General features: G+C 67.6%; 12 protein-coding genes and 8 pseudogenes. 9 read left to right on the top strand and 11 right to left on the bottom strand.

Annotated elements, in window-relative coordinates; all coding sequences use genetic code 11:
* The first annotated feature begins 172 nt into the window (after window positions 1-172).
* Window positions 173-1,021, top strand: a complete 849-nt coding sequence (locus KZO24_RS08795) for an arylamine N-acetyltransferase family protein (protein WP_271181609.1) — start codon at window positions 173-175, stop codon at window positions 1,019-1,021.
* Here the strand turns inward: KZO24_RS08795 and moaB are convergent.
* The 3 genes and pseudogenes from moaB to KZO24_RS08780 all read right to left on the bottom strand — a co-directional run bounded on the left by moaB (window position 1,018) and on the right by KZO24_RS08780 (window position 4,121).
* Window positions 1,018-1,545: a molybdenum cofactor biosynthesis protein B gene (moaB, locus tag KZO24_RS08790; RefSeq protein WP_271181608.1), complete on the bottom strand. Its 528-nt coding sequence runs from the start codon at window positions 1,543-1,545 to the stop codon at window positions 1,018-1,020. The two genes, KZO24_RS08795 and moaB, sit on opposite strands and share 4 nt — an antisense overlap.
* Window positions 1,529-3,225, bottom strand: a pseudogene (locus KZO24_RS08785) (lytic transglycosylase domain-containing protein). Before KZO24_RS08785 ends, moaB begins: the two are co-directional and overlap by 17 nt.
* A gap of 86 nt (window positions 3,226-3,311) precedes the next feature.
* A complete protein-coding gene (locus KZO24_RS08780) occupies window positions 3,312-4,121 on the bottom strand; it encodes a uracil-DNA glycosylase family protein (RefSeq protein WP_486487130.1) in 810 nt (269 codons plus the stop codon).
* A 91-nt stretch (window positions 4,122-4,212) separates the two neighbouring features.
* Here KZO24_RS08780 and KZO24_RS08775 point away from each other — a divergent pair.
* From KZO24_RS08775 to KZO24_RS08740, 8 genes and pseudogenes are all read left to right on the top strand, one after another.
* A pseudogene (locus KZO24_RS08775) lies at window positions 4,213-5,860 on the top strand (electron transfer flavoprotein-ubiquinone oxidoreductase).
* Between the two features lie 112 nt (window positions 5,861-5,972).
* A pseudogene (locus tag KZO24_RS08770) lies at window positions 5,973-6,254 on the top strand (endonuclease domain-containing protein); the annotation flags it as partial.
* Between the two features lie 150 nt (window positions 6,255-6,404).
* Window positions 6,405-7,211, top strand: a complete 807-nt coding sequence (locus KZO24_RS08765; RefSeq protein WP_271181603.1) for a 4-(cytidine 5'-diphospho)-2-C-methyl-D-erythritol kinase — start codon at window positions 6,405-6,407, stop codon at window positions 7,209-7,211.
* Between the two features lie 30 nt (window positions 7,212-7,241).
* Window positions 7,242-7,964, top strand: coding sequence for an N-formylglutamate amidohydrolase (locus KZO24_RS08760; RefSeq protein WP_271181602.1), 723 nt, complete (start codon window positions 7,242-7,244; stop codon window positions 7,962-7,964).
* A 115-nt stretch (window positions 7,965-8,079) separates the two neighbouring features.
* A pseudogene (gene ilvD / locus KZO24_RS08755) lies at window positions 8,080-9,937 on the top strand (dihydroxy-acid dehydratase).
* Between the two features lie 415 nt (window positions 9,938-10,352).
* Window positions 10,353-10,718, top strand: a complete 366-nt coding sequence (locus KZO24_RS08750; RefSeq protein WP_271181600.1) for a hypothetical protein — start codon at window positions 10,353-10,355, stop codon at window positions 10,716-10,718.
* A pseudogene (locus tag KZO24_RS08745) lies at window positions 10,705-12,101 on the top strand (NAD(P)H-hydrate dehydratase). The gene KZO24_RS08750 and the pseudogene KZO24_RS08745 overlap by 14 nt, the downstream one beginning before the upstream one ends.
* 161 nt (window positions 12,102-12,262) lie before the next feature.
* Window positions 12,263-13,502: pseudogene (locus KZO24_RS08740) on the top strand (class I SAM-dependent RNA methyltransferase).
* Here the strand turns inward: KZO24_RS08740 and KZO24_RS08735 are convergent.
* The 8 genes and pseudogenes from KZO24_RS08735 to KZO24_RS08700 all read right to left on the bottom strand — a co-directional run bounded on the left by KZO24_RS08735 (window position 13,499) and on the right by KZO24_RS08700 (window position 20,762).
* Window positions 13,499-13,759: a hypothetical protein gene (locus KZO24_RS08735; RefSeq protein ID WP_008828846.1), complete on the bottom strand. Its 261-nt coding sequence runs from the start codon at window positions 13,757-13,759 to the stop codon at window positions 13,499-13,501. The pseudogene KZO24_RS08740 and the gene KZO24_RS08735 overlap by 4 nt on opposite strands.
* Window positions 13,760-13,779: 20 nt before the next feature.
* On the bottom strand, window positions 13,780-14,004 hold the full coding sequence (locus tag KZO24_RS08730) for a hypothetical protein (protein WP_271181597.1): 225 nt from the start codon (window positions 14,002-14,004) through the stop codon (window positions 13,780-13,782).
* An 89-nt stretch (window positions 14,005-14,093) separates the two neighbouring features.
* Window positions 14,094-15,061: pseudogene (locus KZO24_RS08725) on the bottom strand (threonine ammonia-lyase).
* 319 nt (window positions 15,062-15,380) lie between these two features.
* Complete coding sequence (locus KZO24_RS08720; protein ID WP_271181595.1) at window positions 15,381-16,028, bottom strand: inner membrane-spanning protein YciB; 648 nt, start codon at window positions 16,026-16,028, stop codon at window positions 15,381-15,383.
* Window positions 16,028-16,981 (bottom strand): signal recognition particle-docking protein FtsY, encoded by a 954-nt coding sequence (gene ftsY, locus KZO24_RS08715; RefSeq protein WP_271181594.1) that lies wholly within the window; start codon window positions 16,979-16,981, stop codon window positions 16,028-16,030. Before ftsY ends, KZO24_RS08720 begins: the two co-directional genes overlap by 1 nt.
* Window positions 16,978-18,155 (bottom strand): annotated as a pseudogene (locus KZO24_RS08710) (MiaB/RimO family radical SAM methylthiotransferase). Before KZO24_RS08710 ends, ftsY begins: the two are co-directional and overlap by 4 nt.
* A complete protein-coding gene (dapF, locus tag KZO24_RS08705; protein WP_008833276.1) occupies window positions 18,152-18,982 on the bottom strand; it encodes a diaminopimelate epimerase in 831 nt (276 codons plus the stop codon). Before dapF ends, KZO24_RS08710 begins: the two are co-directional and overlap by 4 nt.
* A 169-nt stretch (window positions 18,983-19,151) precedes the next feature.
* Window positions 19,152-20,762 carry a putative bifunctional diguanylate cyclase/phosphodiesterase gene (locus KZO24_RS08700; RefSeq protein ID WP_211150228.1) on the bottom strand — a complete coding sequence of 537 codons (1,611 nt, stop codon included), beginning with the start codon at window positions 20,760-20,762 and terminating at the stop codon, window positions 19,152-19,154.
* Window positions 20,763-20,803 lie beyond the last annotated feature (41 nt).

Below are 20,803 nucleotides of genomic sequence, written 5' to 3'. Positions count from 1 at the left end.
AGCGGGAGGCTAGCGTGTGCACAGCACGGCGGCAATCACGCCTTTGCGCGAGCCACGCGATCAGGTGGAGATGAAGGGATGTTATCCCGGCCGTTTCCCATGTTCTGCGCACTATATCCCAGGCTTATCCACAGGCTTGCTCGCATCTGCCGGGAGCGGGTAGGGCGCAATGATGGACATCGATCGCTACCTCGCCCGCATCGGCCTTTCGCACACACCGTTGGCGGATCCGGACGGGCTTGCCGCCCTGCAGCAGGCGCATCGACAGGCGATCGGGTTCCAGAACCTGGACATTTCGCTTGGGCGCGGCATCCGCATCGACTCCGCGAGCGTGTTCGACAAGCTCGTGGTGCGGAGGCGCGGCGGATACTGTTTCGAGCAGAACCGGCTCTACGGCGATGTGCTGGCAGCGTTGGGCATGGCCAACCGCCCGCTTCTGGCGCGTGTGCGGATGGGGCTGGCCGAGGATGCGCCGCCACCGCCGCGTACGCATGTGCTGCTTTTGGTGCGCGCGGAGCCGGGGCGGGCATGGATTGCCGATGCCGGTTTCGGCGGGAGCTACGTGCCGCCGCTGCCGCTTGAAGACGGCGCAGAGGCGCGGACGCGAGATGGCGCGGCGCACCGCCTGCGGCGGATCGGCGAAATGGGCGGACAGCACGGCGAATGGCTGCTCGAACGCGCCGGGCCGGTGGAGGCGACCGACGGTCGCGCTGCGCCGCATGGCGAATGGCAGGCGCAGTACACGTTCGACCTTGCCAAAGTGGTGCCTGGCGATCTGGAAATGGTCAACCACTGGACTTCGACCCGACCCGACACGCGCTTCACCATGCTGCATGTGGCCAGTGTGGTGCTGCCCGAGGGCTTCGCGGCGCTGAGCGAACGAGCGTTGCGCATCCATCGCGGTGGTATTACCGAAACGCGCGAAATCGCAGATGCGGCTGACTATGCGACGACATTGCGCGATTTGTTCGGCATCGCCCTGAGCGAGGCGGAGGTCGCAAGGCTGCCGCTGTTCGCTTAGCTTTCCAGCAGGCGCGGCATCAGTTCCACGAAGTTGCAGGGGCGGTTGCGGCTGTCGAGCTGTTCGGCGAGGATGCCGTCCCAGCCGTCCTTTACCGCTCCGTTGGAGCCAGGCAGCGCGAACAGATAAGTGCCGCGCGCGACGATGGCCATGGCACGGCTCTGCACCGTGGAGGTGCCGATCGTCTTGTAGCTCAGCCAGCGGAACAGTTCGCCGAAGCCGGGAATTTCGCGCCCGCCCAGCTTACCGAGCGCTTCGGGGGTAACATCGCGCCCGGTCAGGCCCGTGCCGCCAGTGGAGACGATCGCATCGACTTCGGCGTCGTCGATCCATTCGTTAAACAGTTCGGCGATCCGGTTCGCATCGTCCCGTTCGATCGTACGACGCGTGAGCTTATGCCCGGCATCGACGATACGCTGGGCGAGGATATCGCCTGAAGTGTCGTTCTCGGCGGTGCGGGTGTCGGAGACGGTCAGCAGGGCTATGTTGATGGGCTTGAAAGTACGCTCAGGGTCGATGGCCACGCAATATCGCTCCGTTCGCGGCCATGCGAACGCCTTCCGATCCGGCGAGGCCGGGAAAGGTCGGCCACATGCCCTGCACCAGTTCCATGCGGCTCTCCGAAGCGCCGCCCGCCTGGCGTTCGTACATCCAGTAGTTGCGCATCACAATGTTCACGTAGCCGCGCGTCTCCCAGTAGGGGAGCGATTCGATCCACAGCAGCGGGTCGCCCTGGCAGTTCACTTCCGTGGCCCAGCGGCGCACCGGCACCGGCCCGGCGTTGTAGGCGGCCATGACCTTGGGCAGCAGGCCCTGCGTGCCCGGATCGTTCTTCAGCGTTTCAAGGTGGCGCTGGCCGAAGGCGAGGTTGACTTCTGGCTTGTTGAGGTCGGAGGCATTGCCGTTGTAGCCCAGCGATCCGGCATGGTCCTGCGCGGCGGCGGGCATGATCTGCATCAGGCCGCGCGCGCCAGCGGGGCTGACGGCTCCGGCGCGGAACACCGATTCCTGCAGCGTATGCGCGTAGACCAGCGCGGGATCGACCTTCCAGCCGCCCACTGGGGTCCACTTGGGCGTGGGGAAGCGCGTCGCGGGTTCGGGCTTGCCGCCGTACGGCGCGTTGTAGGCCATCCACAGCTGGGTGCCGGGCAGGCCGAGATCGCGCGCGAGGCGGGTCAGCGGGGCATATTGCGAGGCATCGCCGATGCGGGCCTGATGGCGCAGCACTTCGTCGGCAAGGCCGTCCTTGCCGATCTCCGCCAGTTCGACGGCGGTGCGGACATTGGGGCTGGCGCGCAGGGCCTGCCAGTCGGCCTGCGTAAAGTCAGCGGCGGCGTGCTGCTCGGGCAGCTTGAGGCCGAGCTGCTCGGCGGCCAGCATCCCGTATAGCGTCTCGTCGCGCGCGGCGGCAAGGCGCAGCGCGGCGCTCGCCTGCTCGGGCTTGCGGCAGCGCACCAGCGATCGGCTGTTCCAGTAATGCGAGGCGGCGGTCAGTTCGGCATTGTCGGACGAGCGTGCGGCCTTGGCGAAAGCATCGGCAGCACCGTCGCAGTCGCCCAGACGCCATGCGGCGAGCCCGGCAGTCCACCATGCCTCGCCCACCCACGGGCCTTGCCCCAGCGCGGCGATCTGCGCCATCTGGTATGCATTGGCATCCTGGTTCTCGATGTAGAAGCTCCACGCCACCTTCTGGCGCCACTCGGCCTGCGAGGAGGGCGAGAGGTTGGCGTCGATCCCGTCGAGCAGCAGGCGCGCGCCCATCGGATCGTCGTTCTTGATGCGGTCGTTGATGCCGTTCGCGATCCCGGCGGGCATCGTGCCGTCGTCGATCGAGGAGGGGCGAACCCGCTTGGCGATGGTCGGCAGGCGCGCGAAGCTCTGTTCGGCTGGGAGCGAGGGAGGCCGACAGCGCCGCGCTTGAGCGCGAGGCGGCTGATCTGGTCGGCGCCGGGCAGTTCGGTGCCCTGCGAAAGCCATGTCTGCAGGTCGTTCAGCTGGATCTTGGGCGATCCGGACGCGAGGTAGTATTCTGCGCGGGCCTGCTGGTGTAGCGGGCCATCGGGGCGGTCGGCCAGCATCTTCTGGACGGTGGCCCAGTCCTTCGCGTCGATCGCGTCGAACATCGACTTGTAATAGGTTCGATCGTCCTGGCTGAGCAGCGAAGGGACGGCGGTACGGTCGGCGCGGGTGCGGAAGTAGTCCACAGCAGCGCTGTTGGCGAAGGCCGGTGCTGCCGATGCGCAGGCGGCGATACACGCGCCCGCAAACAGTCCGGCCCTGATAAATCGTTTCAAAGGTATTCCCCGCGATCCTGTGCGATCTCGCCTGCTCCGGCTGACCGATGGCCGCATCTCTCAGGACGCGGTCCAATCCAGCCAGGCCCTCCAGAGCACCGGCTTTGCACGCGGCTGCGCGAGCAAGGCAGGCAGCGCCCAGGAGGCGAGCAGGGGTATCGATCCCCTTCATGATCGAAAGTCCTTAACATGGCAGGACGATGCGGCGATTCGTGGCCGATTAGCGGCAGGACGTTTCCACCAAGGACAAACAGCCTCTTCGGAGCCACCAAACTCACGTGATGCCGCAGAACCTGCCCGATTCCGCGCTCGCTCATTGCCGCCCAGTCTGCGCCCGGCGTATGGCGGGGCAGGGCGCTGGCAAGGTAAACGTCCTCGCGCCCGGTGCCGAACGCGGTAAGGATGGCGTCCAGCAGCTTGCCTTGCTGGCCGGAGAGCAGTGTTTCGCTGTCCTCGGCCTCGGGTTCCTCGACGACGATCATCAGTTCGGCACCGGCCTTGCCCTGCGGCGCCACGCGTGCGGCGGGGCCGCCTTCGCACAGCAGCGGTTCGCACAGCCACCACGGTGCGAAAGCCGCGAGGTCGGCGGGCAGGCTGGCGGGATCGAGCTTGGCGGGCGGCGGCGGGGCATCCGGATCGGGCTTCGGATCCGGGCGGCGGCGCGGCGGCGAGGCGCCTTCCAGTTCGGGCGGGGCGAGCCATTCGACCGGCTCGTCGAGAAAGTCGCAGTCCACCCCGGCGTCCCGCCACCAGTCGAGCGCACCTGTGATATCGTCCAGAAATTGCGGATTTGGCGGTTGATCCATCGCGCGGGTCTTGACCTTATGCGCGGGAGCAATCAAGGCATTCGTGAATTTAATCGCTCGACTAAACACGAAAAGAATGCACGGGGCTACCATGATCGAACGCGAAGAGATGCCTTACGACGTTGTCGTCGTCGGCGGTGGACCTGCCGGTCTGGCGACCGCGATCCGCCTCAAGCAGGTGGACCCGGAACTGCAGGTCTGCGTGCTGGAGAAGGGCTCGGAGATCGGCGCGCACATCCTTTCGGGTGCCACGATCGACCCCAGGGCGCTCGACGAACTGCTGCCGACCTGGCGCGAGGACGGCTGCCCGCTGGCGGAAACCCCCGTGACGGACAACTGGCACTGGCACCTGACGAAGAAGGGCAAGTTCTCCCTTCCGCACATCATCCAGCCGCCCTTCATGTCGAACAAAGGCAACTACACCGGCTCGCTGGGCAACTTGTGCCGCTGGCTGGCCGAGCAGGCCGAGGCGCTGGAGATCGAGATCTTCCCGGGCTTCCCCGCCGCCGAGATACTCTATGACGATGCCGGCGCCGTGATCGGCGTGCAGACTGGCGACATGGGCGTCGACCGCGAGGGTAATCCCAAGGGGGACTACCAGCCGGGCATGAACCTGCTGGGCAAGTACACCGTGTTCTGCGAAGGCGCGCGCGGCCACCTGACCAAGCGCCTGAAGGCAAAGTACAACCTCGAAGCCAACAGCGAGCCGCAGATCTACGGCATCGGCATCAAGGAACTGTGGGACATCCCGGCGGACAAGCACGTCCCCGGCCGCGTGATCCACACCCAGGGCTGGCCGATGAGCGAGAACGACGCCTGGGGCGGCGGTTTCCTCTACCACCAGGCCAACAACCAGGTGGCGCTCGGCTTCGTGACCGCGCTCGATTACAAGAACCCGTACATATACCCGTTCGAGGAATTCCAGCGCTGGAAGCAGCACCCGGAAATCCGCGCGATCCTCGAAGGTGGCAAGCGCGTCGCCTACGGCGCGCGCGCGATCAACGAGGGCGGCTGGCAGTCGGTGCCGCAACTGGCGTTCCCCGGCGGTGTGCTGGCGGGCTGCTCGGCGGGCTTCGTCAACGTGCCGCGCATCAAGGGCACGCACACCGCGATGAAGAGCGGCATGCTGGCGGCCGAGATCCATCGCCGCCGCCATCAAGGCGGGCCGTGAGCAGGACACCCTGCAAGACTACGACGACGCGGTGCGCTCCAGCTGGATCGCCAAGGAACTCAAGCTCGTCCAGAACGCCGAGCCGATGGTGGCGAAGTGGGGCGGCGAACTGGGCACGATTCTCGCGGGCGCTGACATGTGGCTGCGCACGCTGTTCGGCTTCGGCCTCGCCAAGCCGATGAAGCATCACACCGACGCGAGCGAGACGCAGCGCGCCGACTTGTACAAGCCGATCGCCTATCCCAAGCCCGACGGCGTCATCAGCTTCGATCGCCTGACCAGCGTGTCGTATTCGTTCACCAACCATGAGGAGGACCAGCCGGTCCACCTCAAGCTGAAGGACCCGAGCATCCCGACTGCGGTGAACCTGCCGGTCTATGCGGGGCCTGAGGCGCGGTATTGCCCGGCGGGGGTCTACGAGTTCCTCGACGCGGGCGATGGGCCGAAGCTGCAGATCAACGCGCAGAACTGCGTCCACTGCAAGACCTGCGACATCAAGGACCCCACGCAGAATATCGAATGGGTCACCCCCGAAGGCGGCGGCGGCCCGAACTACCCGAACATGTAAATCCTCCCCGAAACGGGGAGGGGACCATGCGAAGCATGGTGGAGGGGCACAGGCGGCTTACGTGACGCGAATTTAACGCGCCACGCAGCCGCCACCCCGATAGCCTCGGCCTATGATTACCGGCCCGCGCCGCAGCGTAAGGCTCGCCCGCAAGCTGCGCGGCGAGATGACGCTGCCCGAAGTCCTGCTCTGGCATGAACTGCGCAAGCGCCCGGCAGGCTTCAAGTTCCGCCGCCAGCATCCGGCGGGAAACTTCATCCTCGATTTCTACTGCGCCGCCGCTTCGCTTGCCATCGAGGTTGACGGTTTCGCGCACGACTCTATGCGCGCAGCAGACCGGGACGCGGCCCGCTCGCACTTCCTGCGCTCGCAGGGCGTGGCGACATTGCGGGTTCCCGCGAAGGTCGTGCTGGAGGACGTGAACGTGGCGATTATACGCATTGTCGAGGTCTGCCGGGAGCGCTTGCGGCGAGGGCGCGAGGTGCGGCCTGTGCTCCTCCACCATCCTGCGGATGGTCCCCCTCCCCGCAGGGGAGGATGGCGCGTGAACGAAACCGCCTATGCCAAGATCAACCTCGCGCTGCATGTCCGTCGTCGGCGTGAGGACGGGTATCACGAACTCGAAACGCTGTTCGCCTTCGTCGATGACGGCGACCGTCTGAGCGCCTCCCCGGTTGAGGCTGACCGCCTCTCCACCCATGGCGAGTTCGCAGCCAAGATCGACGATCCTTTCGGCAACATCGTCGCCAAGGCTTTGTCTGCATTGCCGCACGGAAAAGGCTGGGCCGTCGACCTCGAAAAGCGCCTCCCCGTCGCGGCTGGCCTCGGCGGTGGTTCCGCTGACGCGGGCGCGGTGTTCCGCATGGTGGAGCGCAGCCACGGCCTCCCCGACGACTGGCAGGCCCGCGCCGCGAACCTGGGTGCCGACGTGCCCGCCTGCGTCCTGTCCACCACCTGCATCGGCACCGGCACCGGCACCGACCTCCAGGCTATCGAGAGCGACCTGACCGGCACACCGGTCTTGCTGATCAACCCGCGCGTGGGCGTGCCGACCGGCCCGGTCTTCAAGGCCTGGGACGGCGTCGACCGCGGCGAAATGCCGACAGGGTCCGTCCGCAAGATCGCGCTGGAAGGCCGCAACGACCTGGAGGCTCCGGCCATCGCGATATGCCCTCCGGTCGCCGATGTGCTGGCAGCTTTGCGGGCGACCGAGCCGTTCCTCGCCCGCATGTCGGGCTCGGGCGCGACGTGCTTTGCGCTTTACGACAGCGAGGCGCAATTGCAGGCGGCGTGGGATAAGCTGGCCGAAACTCAACCCCACTGGTGGAAAATGGCGGGCAAGTTGCGGTAAGGTCGCGGCGCGCAACCTTCGGAGGCAGACTTGGAAACCGAATACCACCGCCTGCTCGGCACGCCCGTTACCGGCGGCGTTCTGGTCGTATCGGACCATGCCTCCAACCGCGTGCCGGACGACATCGACCTCGGCATAGAGGACGCGCTGCTCGACGAGCACATCGCCATCGACATCGGCGTCGCCGCCATCGCCGAACGCATGGTGCAGGCCGGAACCGCCGCGTGGCTGGGCAACGTCAGCCGCCTCGTCTGCGACTTCAACCGTACGCACGACGTTCCCGGCATGATGCCTGAGATCAGCGACGGTTACGTCATCCCCGGCAATGTCCTCACCAAAGAGGAGCGGCAGGCGCGGGTGGACCGGCTGTTCGATCCCTACCACCAGGCCCTTGCCGCGCAGCTGCGGGAGACGCCCCCGGCGCTGATCCTCTCGCTGCACAGCTTCACGCCGGGCCTTGCCACCTGCACCAAGCCGCGCCCATGGCAGGTCGGCGTCCTCTACAACCAGGATGAGCGCGCCGCGCGCATCGCCATTCCCTGGCTGGAGGGGCAGGGCTTCGTTACCGGCGATCAGGAGCCGTACTCGGGCAAGCTGCTCAACGCCTCGATGAACCGCCATGCCGAACCGAACGGATTGCCTTATCTCAGCATCGAGATCCGCCAGGACTTGATCGCCGAGGAAGAGGGGCAGGCGGAGTGGGCCGACGTGATGACGCGGCTCTGCGCGGCAGTGGTCGAGAAACTCGCATGAAATATAATTGCAAAAACTCACGTTGAATTGAAATCAATCACCGTGTAGGGGCGGCTCCAACATAGTGTGAAAACTTGCGCGAAAACCCGCGCCCATGACTGCTGGAGTTCCGACAATGCCCGCCCTTCGTTCACGCACCTCGACTCACGGCCGCAACATGGCGGGTGCGCGCGGGCTCTGGCGCGCGACGGGCATGAAGGACGGCGATTTCGGCAAGCCGATCGTCGCGGTGGTGAATTCGTTCACGCAGTTCGTGCCCGGCCACGTCCACCTCAAGGATTTGGGCCAGTTGGTCGCGCGCGAGATCGAGGCGGCGGGCGGCGTCGCCAAGGAATTCAACACCATCGCGGTCGATGACGGCATCGCCATGGGCCATGACGGCATGCTCTATTCGCTGCCCAGCCGCGACCTCATCGCCGACAGCGTCGAGTACATGGTCAACGCCCACTGCGCCGACGCGATGGTCTGCATCTCCAACTGCGACAAGATCACCCCCGGCATGCTGATGGCCGCGATGCGCCTGAACATCCCCGCCGTGTTCGTCTCAGGCGGGCCGATGGAGGCAGGCAAGGTGGTGCTGCGCGGCAAGGAGCACGCGCTCGATCTGGTCGATGCGATGGTCGCCGCCGCCGACGAAAGCTATACCGACGAGGAAGTGAAGACGATCGAGCGCTCGGCCTGCCCGACCTGCGGGTCGTGCTCGGGCATGTTCACCGCGAACTCGATGAACTGCCTCACCGAAGCGCTGGGCCTCTCGCTGCCGGGCAACGGCTCGACGCTGGCGACTCACTCGGACCGCGAGCGCCTGTTCCTGGAGGCGGGCCGCGTCGCGGTGGACATGTGCCAGCGCTATTATGAGCAGGACGATGCCTCCGTGCTGCCGCGCAACATCGCCAGCTTCGAGGCGTTCGAGAACGCCATGAGCCTCGACATCGCGATGGGCGGCTCGACCAACACCGTGCTGCACCTGCTGGCTGCCGCGCACGAGGCGGGCGTGGACTTCACGATGGCCGACATCGACCGCCTGAGCCGTCAGGTGCCGTGCCTGTCGAAGGTCGCTCCGGCCAAGGCCGACGTCCATATGGAGGACGTCCACCGCGCCGGCGGCATCTACGCGATCCTCGGCCAGCTGGAGCGGGCGGGCCTGCTGCACACCGACCTGCCGACCGTCCACACCCGCACGCTGGGCGAGGCGATCGAGCGCTGGGACACCAGCCGTACCACCGAGGCTTCGGTCCAGGAATTCTACAAGGCCGCGCCCGGCGGCGTGCCGACGCAGACCGCGTTTAGCCAGTCGGCGCGCTGGAAGGAACTCGACCTCGACCGTGAGAACGGCGTGATCCGCTCCAAGGAACACGCCTTCAGCCAGGACGGCGGCATCGCGGTGCTCTATGGCAACATCGCGCGCGACGGCTGCATCGTGAAGACGGCGGGCGTGGATGACTCGATCCTGAAGTTCACCGGCACTGCGCGGGTCTACAGAATCGCAGGACGCGGCGGTGGCGGGCATCCTCGGCGGCGAAGTCGTGGCGGAAACCGTCGTGGTGATCCGCTACGAGGGACCGCGCGGCGGGCCGGGCATGCAGGAAATGCTCTACCCCACCAGCTACCTCAAGTCGAAGGGACTTGGGAAGGCGTGTGCGCTGCTGACGGACGGGCGCTTCTCGGGCGGCACTTCGGGCCTCTCGATCGGCCACGCCTCGCCCGAAGCGGCGGAAGGCGGCGAGATTGGGCTGGTCGAGAACGGCGACACGATCGAGATCGACATCCCCGGCCGTACCATCAACCTGATGATCTCGGACGAGGTCATGGCGCACCGCCGTTCGCAGCAGGAGGCGCGCGGCGCCGATGCATGGTCGCCGGTGCACCTGCGCCCGCGCAAGGTTTCGGCGGCGCTACAGGCTTACGCGGCGATGACCACCAGCGCCTCGAAGGGCGCGGTGCGCGACGTGACGCAGCTCAAGCGGGGTTGAGGTCGCTGCGCCCGTGTTTGGTGCGCGGGGACATTTTGGGGTTGGACCGTTTGTGGTTATCGGGGCGTGCGAACGATGACCCCAATGGCAGGAATGGGTAGAAAGTTGCCATATATCCTCCCTGTCGCGCAGCGATGGGGAGGTGGCAACCCGCAGGGCTGACGGAGGGGTTTCCCCCTCCACCACTCGCTGCGCGAGCGGTCCCCCTCCCCATTGCTTCGCAACAGGGAGGATGCAACAAGGCCCGCAACGGGGCGCATCCGGAAAGGCCGGTTTCGGCTCAGCATTGAGGATGGCGGACGAAAGGGCCTGCGAGGGAGCTTGTTCGGGATGCCTGAGCCGGCTGTGCAATGACGATGTGGTGATCTCGCAGCCTGACATTGCCCCGCGCGTTTCGGGCGTTATGATTTATGCCATGACCGCCAAGCTCCCGCCGCTGGCCTGTGCCGTCCTCCTTCTCGCCGCCTGCTCGCGCAGTGACGAGCCCGCTCCCGTTGCCGTAGCGCTCGAGCACATCGACTGCGCCGTGGGAGGAGAGCCCGAACTCAAGCCCGCCTGCTCGGTGGAGCGGGTCGAGAAGGACGGTGCGCTCACGCTTGTCGTGCACCACCCCGATGGCGGTTATCGCCGGTTCGCGGTCGCGAAGGGCGGTGTGGGAGTGACCACCAAGGACAGCGCCACGCCGCCGAAGGTGCGCCTTGCCGGCGACCGGCTCGACGTTACCGTGGGCACCGATCGCTACCTCTTTCCCGCGACGGTGAAGCACGATGTCCCGCGATAGACAGATCCTCAAAGCCGGGCAGATGCGTGCGGCGGAGCAGGCGTTGATCGACGCCGGCACCAGCGTCGATGCGCTGATGCAGGTGGCGGGGCGTGGCGCCGCCGAATGGATCTGGCGCATGGCGGGGCGGCACAAGGTGACGGTGCTCTGCGGCCCGGGCAACAACGGCGGCGACGGCTACGTCATTGCCGAGGCCATTCGCGAGCGGGGCGGCCATGCCGTCGTCGTCGCGGCGGCCGAGCCTGCCACCGACGCCTGCCGCAAGGCGCGCGCGCTGTTCGGCGGAGACGTGGTCGAGACCGATTCCGAGGCGAAGGGCGAAGTGCTGGTCGATTGTCTTTTCGGCACCGGACTGACGCGGCCGTTGTCTCAGGAGCACCTCGCCTTGCTCACGCGGCTGGCCGAAACGCATCCGCGCCGCGTGGCGGTGGACATGCCGAGTGGGGTACAGTCCGATTCGGGCATGCTGCTGGGTGAGGGTTTGCCCGCCTACGACCTGACCATCGCGCTCGGCGCATGGAAATTCGCGCATTTCCTGATGCCTTCTAGCGCCCGGATGGGGCGGCTCCAGCGCGTGCCGATCGGCGTCGACGCGGTGCGGGGGCTGCCCTCGCAGTCGCGCGACCGCAGTTGCGCGCTCCGGCGCCGGATGCGCACAAGTACCGGCGCGGGCTGCTGGCGGTCGTCGGCGGGGCGATGCCCGGCGCGGCGGTGCTCGCAGGAATCGCGGCGCAGCGGGCAGGGGCGGGCTACGTGAAGCTCTTCGCCGAGAGCAAGCGCAATGTGCCCGCCGACCTCGTCGTCGATCAGGGTGCGCTGAGCGAGGTGTTGGCCGACGATCGCCACACGGCGGTGCTGGTCGGGCCGGGCCTGGGGCGCGATGCGACCGCGCGCGAACGGCTGGCGGTGGCTCTGGCGGATGGGGTGCCGGTGGTGGTCGATGCCGATGCGCTGGTTCTGCTGGCGCCGCGTCACCTCGCAGGGCGCGAGGCCTCCGTCATCGCCACGCCGCACGAAGGCGAACTCGTCGCGCTGGAGCGGGCTTTCGATCTCGACGGTGCGGGGACGCGGCCCGAGCGTGCTCTCGCGCTGGCGGAGGCGAGCGGGATGGTGGTCGTGGCCAAGGGGCCGGATACGGTGATCGCCGCGCCCGACGGCAGGCTCGCTTGTGCGATGCGGGCAAGCTCGTGGCTCTCAACTGCGGGCACCGGAGATGTGCTGGCGGGGGTGATTGCCAGCCGTCTCGCCACGGGACGGGAGGCGTTCGACGCTGCCTGCGAGGGCGTCTGGCTGCACGGTGAGGCGGCGCGGCTCTGCCCGCCTGCGTTCACGGCGGGGCAACTGGCCGAGGCGGTGCCGCTGGCGCTTGCTGCGTGCCTGTAGGACAAGCCCACCCCGGCCCCTCCTGCAAGCGGGAGGGGAGCAGGTAGCGCGCTCTTTCTCTCCTCCTGCTTGCGGGAGGGGCTGCCCCATATTCTCCCTCCCGCTTGCGGGAGGGGCTGGGGTGGGCATACGCGCGGGAACCATGACCGAGATCCGAAGAGATCCTGCGCATCGCCTCCAAGGGCGACGGCGTCACCGCGTCCGGCCGTTTCGCCTGGGGCGCCGCGCCCGGCGACAAGCTGCGCATCGACGACACGCTCGAATGGGGGCCGCATCATGTCGAGCCGCCTTGTCGCCACTTCGGCCAGTGCGGGGGTGCCAGCTGCAGCAGCTCGACGAAGAAAGCCTGACGGCCTTCGTCGAGGCGCGGGTGGCCAATGCCGCCGCCTCGCAGGAATTGGGGACGCAGGCGCTCGCCGCGCCGCATCTCTCGCCGCCGTCGTCGCGCCGCCGGGCCTCGCTGCGCGCGGAAAGCTCGGGCGGGCGCGTGGTGATCGGCTTCCGCGAGGCGAAGTCGCACCGGCTGGTCGAAGTGCAGGAATGCCACGTCCTCGTGCCCGAGATCGTCGCGTTGCTGGGGCCGCTGCGCAAGCTGCTCATCACCATGGGCAAGGCCGCGCCCGTCAAGAAGGGGCGCCATGGCAGGCCCGCGCCTGGCAAGGTGCAGGCGCGCATGGCCGCCGACATCGAGATGACGCTGGTGGACCAGGGCATCGACCTCGGCGTCAAGGGCCTCACCGCCGAGGGCCTTGCGGCCACCGAGGCGATGCTGGACTTCGCGCGCGAACACAAGCTGGCGCGCCTGACGATGGACGGCGGCTACGGCTTCGAGACGGTGTGGGAGCCGGTGCCCGTCACGGTGACGCTCGGCGGCGTCAAAGTGCCGTTTCCCCCGGCACCTTCCTGCAGGCGACGCTGGATGGCGAGGAGGCGCTGGTGGGCGCCGCGCGCGAGTGGCTGGCGGGCGCGCCGACGGTGGCGGACCTGTTCTCGGGGCTGGGCACGTTCGCCTTCGCGCTGGCCGGGCCGGAGACCAAGGTGCTGGCCGCCGAAGCCGCGCGCGACGTGCACTATGCCTGCAAGGCGGGCGCCGACCGCGCGCAGCTGCCGGTGTTCAGCGTCCACCGCGACTTGTTCCGCAACCCGCTGCAGCCCGACGAACTGAGCCGTTTCGCCGCCGTCGTGCTCGACCCGCCGCGGGCCGGCGCGCGCGAGCAGGTGGACTGCATCGCCGATTCCACCGTCAATCGCGTGGTCTACGTGAGCTGCAATCCGTCGAGCTGGTCACGCGATGCCGCGCGGCTGGTCGAGGCGGGCTTCCGGCTGGTGGAACTGCGTCCGGTCGGCCAGTTCCGCTGGTCCACTCATGTAGAACTGGCGAGCTATTTCGAGCGCGGTTAATCCGCGCCCATTTGCGCCATCATGTCCATGAAATCGCGCGCGGCGTTGCGTTCGTCCTCGGTCTCGAACGCGACGTCGAGGTCGGGCGCGGAGCCGAGGATGTACATGAAGGTCCAGAGCGCGAAGCGGCGGCCCTTGTCCTGCTCCATGCCGAAATCGACCTTCATCCGCTCCACCCCGGCCTCGATTGCGGCGGGGGTGACGGTGGAAAGGTCTTCGGTGGCGAAGTAGCGGCGCAGCTGGTCGTCGAAATCCATGGTGCCGTACTAGCAGGGGTTCAGCTGCGGTTCCAGCCGCAGCACCCGCAGAACACCGGATAGGCGACCGCGCCCCAGGCACTGGCGATGAAGCCTATGAAGAACACGCTCCAGCCCAGTCCCCAGTTTTCGCCGAGAACGACGTCCGCCAGCGCTGCCAGCGTGATGCCGATGAAGAACAGTTCCACGCCGATGAAGACGATCTTGAACGGCTTCAAGGCAGGGACGGGCAGTCCCTTTTCCATGGCTATACTCCCGAAGTTTCTTATCCTTGTATCGGGAATATATCGCGCAACCGTTGCCGGTTCCATCGGGAGTTTGCAGCACCGGGCGTTCAATCCCGGGACGAAAGGACTTTGGCGAAGGCCGCCGCATCGGTATTTCCGCCCGAGAGGATGACGGCGCTACGCTCCCCAACTCCACCTTGCCCGCCAGCACCGCCGCCAGCGCCGCCGCGCCGCCCGGTTCGAGGACGAGGCGCAGCTTCGCGAAGGCGAGGCGCTGGGCCGTGCGGACTTCGGCAGGCGTCGCGACCAGGCCGAACGGGCAACGGTCCTTGAGGATCGCGAAGTTGATCGGCCATGTGGCGGGCGTCTGCAGCGCGTCGCAAGCGGTGGGCGGCGCATCGGGGCCGACCGGCACGATAGTTCCGGCGGCGAGGCTGCGGCACACGTCGTCCCAGCCTTCGGGCTCCACCGGCACGATCCGGGCATCGGGGCAGGCGAGGGCGAGCCCCGCCGTCAGCCCGCCGCCGCCGCAAGGCGCGACGATCAGGTCCGGCCCGGCAAGGCCCTGCTCGGCCAGTTGCGCCGCGATCTCGAGGCCCGTGCTGCCCTGTCCCTCGATCACCCACGGGTCGGCATAGGCGTGGACCAGCGTGGCGCCGCGCTCGGCGCAGAGGGCTTGCGAGACTTCGTCGCGGTCCTCCCCGCCGGGGCGGTCGTAGAGCACGACTTCGGCGCCGAGCGCGCGCGTGTTGGACAGTTTCACCTCGGGCGCGTCCACCGGCATTACGATCGCCGCCCTGATGCCGAGGCGCCGCGCGGCCCAGGCGACGCCCTGCGCGTGATTGCCGCTGGAGACGCCGACGACGCCGCATGCGCGTTCCTCGTCGTTCAGCGCGGACAGGCGGTGCCAGGCGCCGCGGATCTTGAAGGCTCCGACCGGCTGCAGGCTCTCGGCCTTGCACCAGATCGTTCGGCCATCGACCTCGAGCGGGAGCAGCGGCGTGCGGGGCAGGATTTCGGCCACCTTGCGGGCGGCGAGGGCGATGCCTTCGGGCGTGGGGATGCGCTGAGTCATGCTGCCGGTGTTAGCCCGCGCGGCGGCGGGGGCAAGGGTCAGCCGATTCGTCGCTTACGCTTCCTTGAACGACCTGGCGTTTTGCCCAGCCCCTGCGACTAACTTAGGGCTAAGCAAGCTAGCTGTCCTTCCGGCAAGCAAGAGGTGAAATGCCTACTCAGTCAGACTGCAAGGACGAGAGGTTGGGAGCTTAGCGCGCTAATCCAATGTCCGTTGTGCAACTCTTTCCGTCATTCGCGCGAAGGCGGGAACCCACCTCCTGACAGGGTTCGGGTGGCGCGCGCCACATTCCCAGTCTTTGCAGGGATGACGCAGCCGCTCAATCGTGCGGCGGGTTCTCGACCAGTTCTTCCTTCGCGCTCTCGCCCATGCCGTGCTTCAGTACCATCGGCAGCTGCGAGAACGTGAACAGGAACGAAAGCACCGTGAAGCCCCAGAGCTTGGCCTGCAGCCACGTGTCGAAGCTGACGGTATAGACCAGCACCGTGTTCAGCACCGCCAGCACCAGGAAGAACCACGCCCAGTTGCGCGACAGGATCATCCAGCCGGCGTCGTCCAGCCCCTCGAAGGCGGCCTGCAGCAGGTACTTGAGCATCGCCTTGCCGCGCCACAGCCCGAAGAACAGCACGGCCGAGAACATCAGGTAGACGGCGGTGGGCTTGAGCTGGATGAAGATCGCATTGCGGAACACCACCGTCAGCGCGCCGAAGCCGAGGATCAGCACCGTCGTCAGCCACAGCATCGGCGAGACATGGCCGAGCCGCCACTTCGACACGATCAGCGCCGCCACGGTCGCTACCATGAAGGCGATCGTGCCCTTGATGACGGCGGTGACGGTGGCGATCGAATTGCCGTCACCCTCGGGCGAGAAGTGCCGGTAGGCGAGGAAGAACACCAGCAGCGGCCCGAAATCGACGACGAGGTTCAGCCAGCTGGATTTGGGCTTCTTGGCAGCATCGGCGCTCATCACGCGATCCCCGCGATGACCCGCGCGAGCAGGTCGGGGTTGAAGGGGCGCAAGTCGTCGATCTTCTCGCCGACGCCGATGGCATGGATCGGCAGGCCGTACTGCTCCGCCGCCGCGACGAGGACGCCGCCGCGCGCGGTGCCGTCGAGCTTGGTCATGATGAGCCCGGAAACGCCAGCCACTTCCTTGAATATCTCGATCTGCGAGAGCGCGTTCTGGCCGTTGGTGGCGTCCAGCACCAGCACCACGTCATGCGGCGCGGCGGGGTTCAGGCGGCCGAGGACGCGGCGGATCTTGGCCAGTTCGTCCATCAGTTCGCGCTTGTTCTGGAGGCGCCCGGCGGTATCGACGATCAGCGCGTCGATGCCCTGCTCGGTCGCGGCCTTGAGGCCGTCGAACACGATCGAGGCGGGGTCGCCGCCTTCGGGGCCGGTGACGATGGGGATCGACAGGCGATCCGCCCAGACCTTGAGCTGGCCGATCGCGGCGGCGCGGAAGGTGTCGCCCGCCGCCAGCATGACCGAATAGTCCTGCTCCTGGAACAAGTGCGCCAGCTTGGCGATCGTGGTGGTCTTGCCCGAGCCGTTGACGCCGATGACGAGGATCACCTGCGGGCGCGGGAAGGCCACGATGTCGAGCGGCTTGGCGACCGGGCGCAGGATCTCGGCGATCTCGCGCGCGACGACTTCCATGATGGCGCGTTCGTCGGCGTCCCGCTCGAAGCGTTCCTCGGCCAGCCGGTCGCGGATGCGGGCGGCGGCGCGGGGGCCTAGGTCGGACATGATGAGCGCATCTTCCAGCGCGTCGAGCTGCGCCGGGGTCAGGCGGGTGCCGCCTCCAAGGCCGGCAAGATTGCCCGCGAGGCGCTGCGAGGTCTGGCGAAAGCCTCCGAAGAGACGGTCGGACCAGTCGCTTGATGCCCCCTCGTTCTGCTGGGGGTCAGGGGTACTCATGCTTCCAGCATTCCTTCGACAATTCGGGTCGGGGTCACTTCCACCAGCGCGCCGGGCGGCGTGCCGGGGGAACCCGGACGGGCGCGAAGTCGGCCGCGTGGCCGCTCCCGCCCTTTTCGGCGAGCACCCATAGCGGCAAGCCCAGATGCGCGGCAAGCCAGGATGCGCGGGTTTCGGCTACCTTTGCGCGCAACTGCGCGGCGCGGGCGCGGATCGTCGCGTGCTCCACCTGCGGCATGCGCGCGGCGGGAGTGCCGGGGCGCTGCGAGTAGGGGAAGACGTGGCCGTGGACGACGCCCAGCGCCTCGATGATCGACAGGTTGGCGGCGTGCGCCTCGTCGTCCTCGGTGGGGAAACCGGCGATGAGGTCGGCACCGATGGCGATCTCGGGGCGGCGGGCGCGCAGGGCTGCGACGACGTCCACCGCATCGGCGCGCGAATGGCGGCGCTTCATGCGCTTGAGGATCAGGTCGTGGCCGTGCTGCAGCGAGAGGTGCACATGGGGCATGACCCGGGCCTCCGAGGCGAGGAGGTCGAACAGCAGGTCGTCCACTTCGGCGCCGTCGATCGAGGAGAGGCGCAGGCGCGGCAGGTCGGGGAACCGGGCGAGGATCGCTTCGGCGAGCGCGCCGAGGCGGGGTTCTCCGGGAAGGTCGCCGCCCCATGAGGTGAGATCGACGCCGGTGAGGATCACTTCCTGCACGCCTGCGTCGAGGTGGCGGACCACGTCGTCCAGCACTTGCGCCACGGTGCGCGAGCGGCTCGGGCCTCGGCCTTGCGGGATGATGCAGAAGGTACAGGCGTGGTCGCAGCCGTTCTGGACCTGCACGAAGGCGCGGGTGTGGGCGCGGGTGTCTGGCGCGCGGGTGGCCAGCGGCACGTTCCAGGCGCGCGGGTCGAGCTTGGCGGTGTTGGCGATGAGGCCGTCCACCTCGGGCATCGCCGCTAGCGCCTCGCGCTCGACTTCGGCCGCGCAGCCGGTGACGAGGAGGCGCGCGTCGGGACGGGCCTTGCGGGCGCGACGGATGGCCTGGCGGGTCTGGCGCACGGCTTCCGCCGTGACCGCGCAGGAGTTGATGACGACGAGGTCGTCCGCCTCACCCAGCATCCCGCGCAGGGACTCGCTTTCGGCGAGGTTCAGGCGGCAGCCGAGCGAATGGACCTCGACGGTCAAATGGCGATCCTGATGTGCGCTCCGAAATCGGCGGCGTCGAAGGAGCCGCGGAAGGCTTCGGTCGCGGGGCCGGTCATGACGATCTCGTTGTCCTCGCGCCACTCGATCACCAGCGGGCCGCCGGGCAGCGTCACGGTGACGCGGCGGTCGACGAGGCCGCGCTTCATCGCGCCGATCGCGGTGGCGCAGGCGCCGGTGCCGCAGGCGCGCGTGAGGCCCGCGCCGCGCTCCCACACGCGCAGGGTGATCGCGTCTCGCGCGGTGATGCCAGCTACGTTGACGTTGATGCGCTCGGGGAACAGCGGGTCGGTCTCGATCATCGGGCCGATGCGGGCCATGTCGATCGCGTAGGGATCGGCGACGAAAAAGATGACGTGCGGGTTGCCGACGTTGACCGCGATCGGGTTCACCAGTTCCTCCCACGCGACGGGCATGGCGTGGGTGTCCATGGCGTAGGCGAGGGGGATCGCGTTCCAGTCGAAGCGCGGCTTGCCCATCTGGACGCTGATGCCGCCATCGGTGGGCGTGGAGATGACGAGCCCGCCGAGCGTCTCGATCCGGGCGGGTTCACCGTGCAGCAGGCCGACCGCGCGCGTGGCGTTGCCGCAAGCCTCGACCTCGCTGCCGTCGGCGTTGAAGATGCGCATGCGGAAATCGGCGTCCATCGAGGGTTCGAGGACGATGAGCTGGTCGCAGCCGATCCCGGTGTGGCGGTCCGCCAGCGCCGAGGCGAAGGCGGCGTCCACCGGGGGCAGCGCGTGCACGCGGCCGTCGAGCACGATGAAGTCATTGCCCAGGCCGTGCATCTTGGTGAAGTCGATCCGCATGCGCGCGATTTAGGTGGTGCGGGGGGAAGGTCAATTTCCCTGCCGTTTTCGTCGTCCCGGACTTGATCGGGGACCGGTGGCTGTCTTTAGGCGGATGCGGTCGGCGAGACGCCTTGCCGAGAGCAAGGTCGCTCAAGGCAAGCGGTCCCGGATCAGGTCCGGGACGACGTCAGGCGCGCTTCACTTCCGGTGTATCATCCGGGGCGACTTCGGTCTTGGGTTCCTCACCCAGCCATTCGCCGAGTTCGGCCGCGGGGCGGGGGCGGCCGTACAGATAGCCCTGGCCGGTGATCCCGCCGTACTGGCGCAAGTGGTCGAGCACGGCCTGCGTCTCGATCCCCTCGGCCGTTACCGGCATGTGCAGCCCTTCGCCCAGCGTCGCCACGGCGCGGACGATGGCGGCGCTGTCCTCGTCGTCGAGCATGCTGGAGACGAAGCTGCGGTCGATCTTGATGCGGTCGAACGGCAGCTGCTTGAGCTGCCCGATCGAGCTGTAGCCGGTGCCGAAATCGTCGAGGCTGATGCGGATGCCCTGGTTCTTGAGGCTGGTCACCAGCGTGCGTACCTGGCCCAGGTTCTGGTGGAGGCAGCTTTCGGTGATCTCGATCTCCAGCCGCTGCGGCGGGAAGTTGGCCTCCACCAGCATGCGCAGGAGTTTCTGGGCGAACCACGGGTCGCGCAGCTGGATGGGCGAGATGTTGACCGCCAGCGTCAGTTTCGGGTCCCACAGCTTCGCGTCTTCCAGCGCCTGTGCGATCACGCTGCGCGAGAGTTCGGTGATCGCGCCGATCTCCTCGGCGACGGGGATGAAGATGTCAGGTGCAACGATGCCGAATTGCGGCGAATCCCAGCGCGCCAGCATCTCGAAGCCGGTCAGTTCGCCCGTTTCCAGATCGACCTGCTGTTCGTAGAACGGCACGAATTCGCCGCGCGGAATGCCCTGGCGGATGCCTGCCTCAAGGTCGGCGCGGAAACGCATCTCGTGCGCCATCTGCGGCTCGAACCACGAGAACTGGTTCCGGCCCTGTCGCTTGGCGTGGTACATCGCGACGTCGGCCATCTCCAGCAGCGCGGGCGAGGAAGTCGTGCGCGATTCGGCGCGGGCGAGGCCGATCGAGGCGGTGACGTCGATCGTCGCGTTGCTGATGCGCGAGCCCTCGGCGATGGCCTGCACCAGGGCCGCGGCGATGCTGTCGACGGTTTCGCTGTGACGGGGCTCGAACGGAACGGCTACGGCGAATTCGTCGCCGCCGATGCGGCCGACGATGGTGCCTTCTGGAAGCGCGGCGGTGATGCGGCGGGCGCATTCCACCAGCAGGCGGTCGCCGGTGGCGTGGCCGTTGTAGTCGTTGACCTGTTTGAAGTTGTCGAGATCGATCATCAGCACCGCCACGGCCCGCCCGGCCGTCGCGCTGCGATCGATCAGCGCGTCGACGCTCAGGTTGAAGCTGCGGCGGTTGTGGAAGCCGGTGAGCGAATCGGTTTCGGCAAGTCGCCGCGCTTCACGCTCGGCGGCGCGGCGCAGCATGATCTCGTCGCACAATTCGCGGTAGCGGCTCCAGCCGAAGATGATGATCGCGATGTTGAGCAGGAAGGCGTTGAGCAGGAAATGGTCCGGCCCCGGCCCTTGTCCGGTAAGCGAGTTGACGACCGCCGGGCCGATTTCGCTGCCGGTGGCGACGAAAAGAATGATCGCCGCGGTAACGATGCCGAAAGCGACGATGTCGACCTCGCTGCCTTCCGTGTCACGCCGGGAGGAAAGGATACTTGCTGCGTGCACGAAATGGCCCCTCCAAGGGCGTGGCTTGTAAGCCGTTGGAG

The sequence above is a fragment of the Novosphingobium sp. NFX11 genome (genome assembly GCF_057376415.1).
This window is presented reverse-complemented; position numbering and strand designations above follow the sequence as displayed.

Coding starts and splice junctions, on each gene's coding strand:
- KZO24_RS08795 (WP_271181609.1), top strand. CDS start 173: ATGGACATCGATCGCTACCTCGCCCGCATCGGCCTTTCGCACACACCG.
- KZO24_RS08780 (WP_486487130.1), bottom strand. CDS start 4,121: ATGGATCAACCGCCAAATCCGCAATTTCTGGACGATATCACAGGTGCG.
- KZO24_RS08750 (WP_271181600.1), top strand. CDS start 10,353: ATGACCGCCAAGCTCCCGCCGCTGGCCTGTGCCGTCCTCCTTCTCGCC.
- KZO24_RS08735 (WP_008828846.1), bottom strand. CDS start 13,759: ATGGATTTCGACGACCAGCTGCGCCGCTACTTCGCCACCGAAGACCTT.
- KZO24_RS08730 (WP_271181597.1), bottom strand. CDS start 14,004: ATGGAAAAGGGACTGCCCGTCCCTGCCTTGAAGCCGTTCAAGATCGTC.
- KZO24_RS08720 (WP_271181595.1), bottom strand. CDS start 16,028: ATGAGCGCCGATGCTGCCAAGAAGCCCAAATCCAGCTGGCTGAACCTC.
- ftsY (WP_271181594.1), bottom strand. CDS start 16,981: ATGAGTACCCCTGACCCCCAGCAGAACGAGGGGGCATCAAGCGACTGG.
- dapF (WP_008833276.1), bottom strand. CDS start 18,982: ATGCGGATCGACTTCACCAAGATGCACGGCCTGGGCAATGACTTCATC.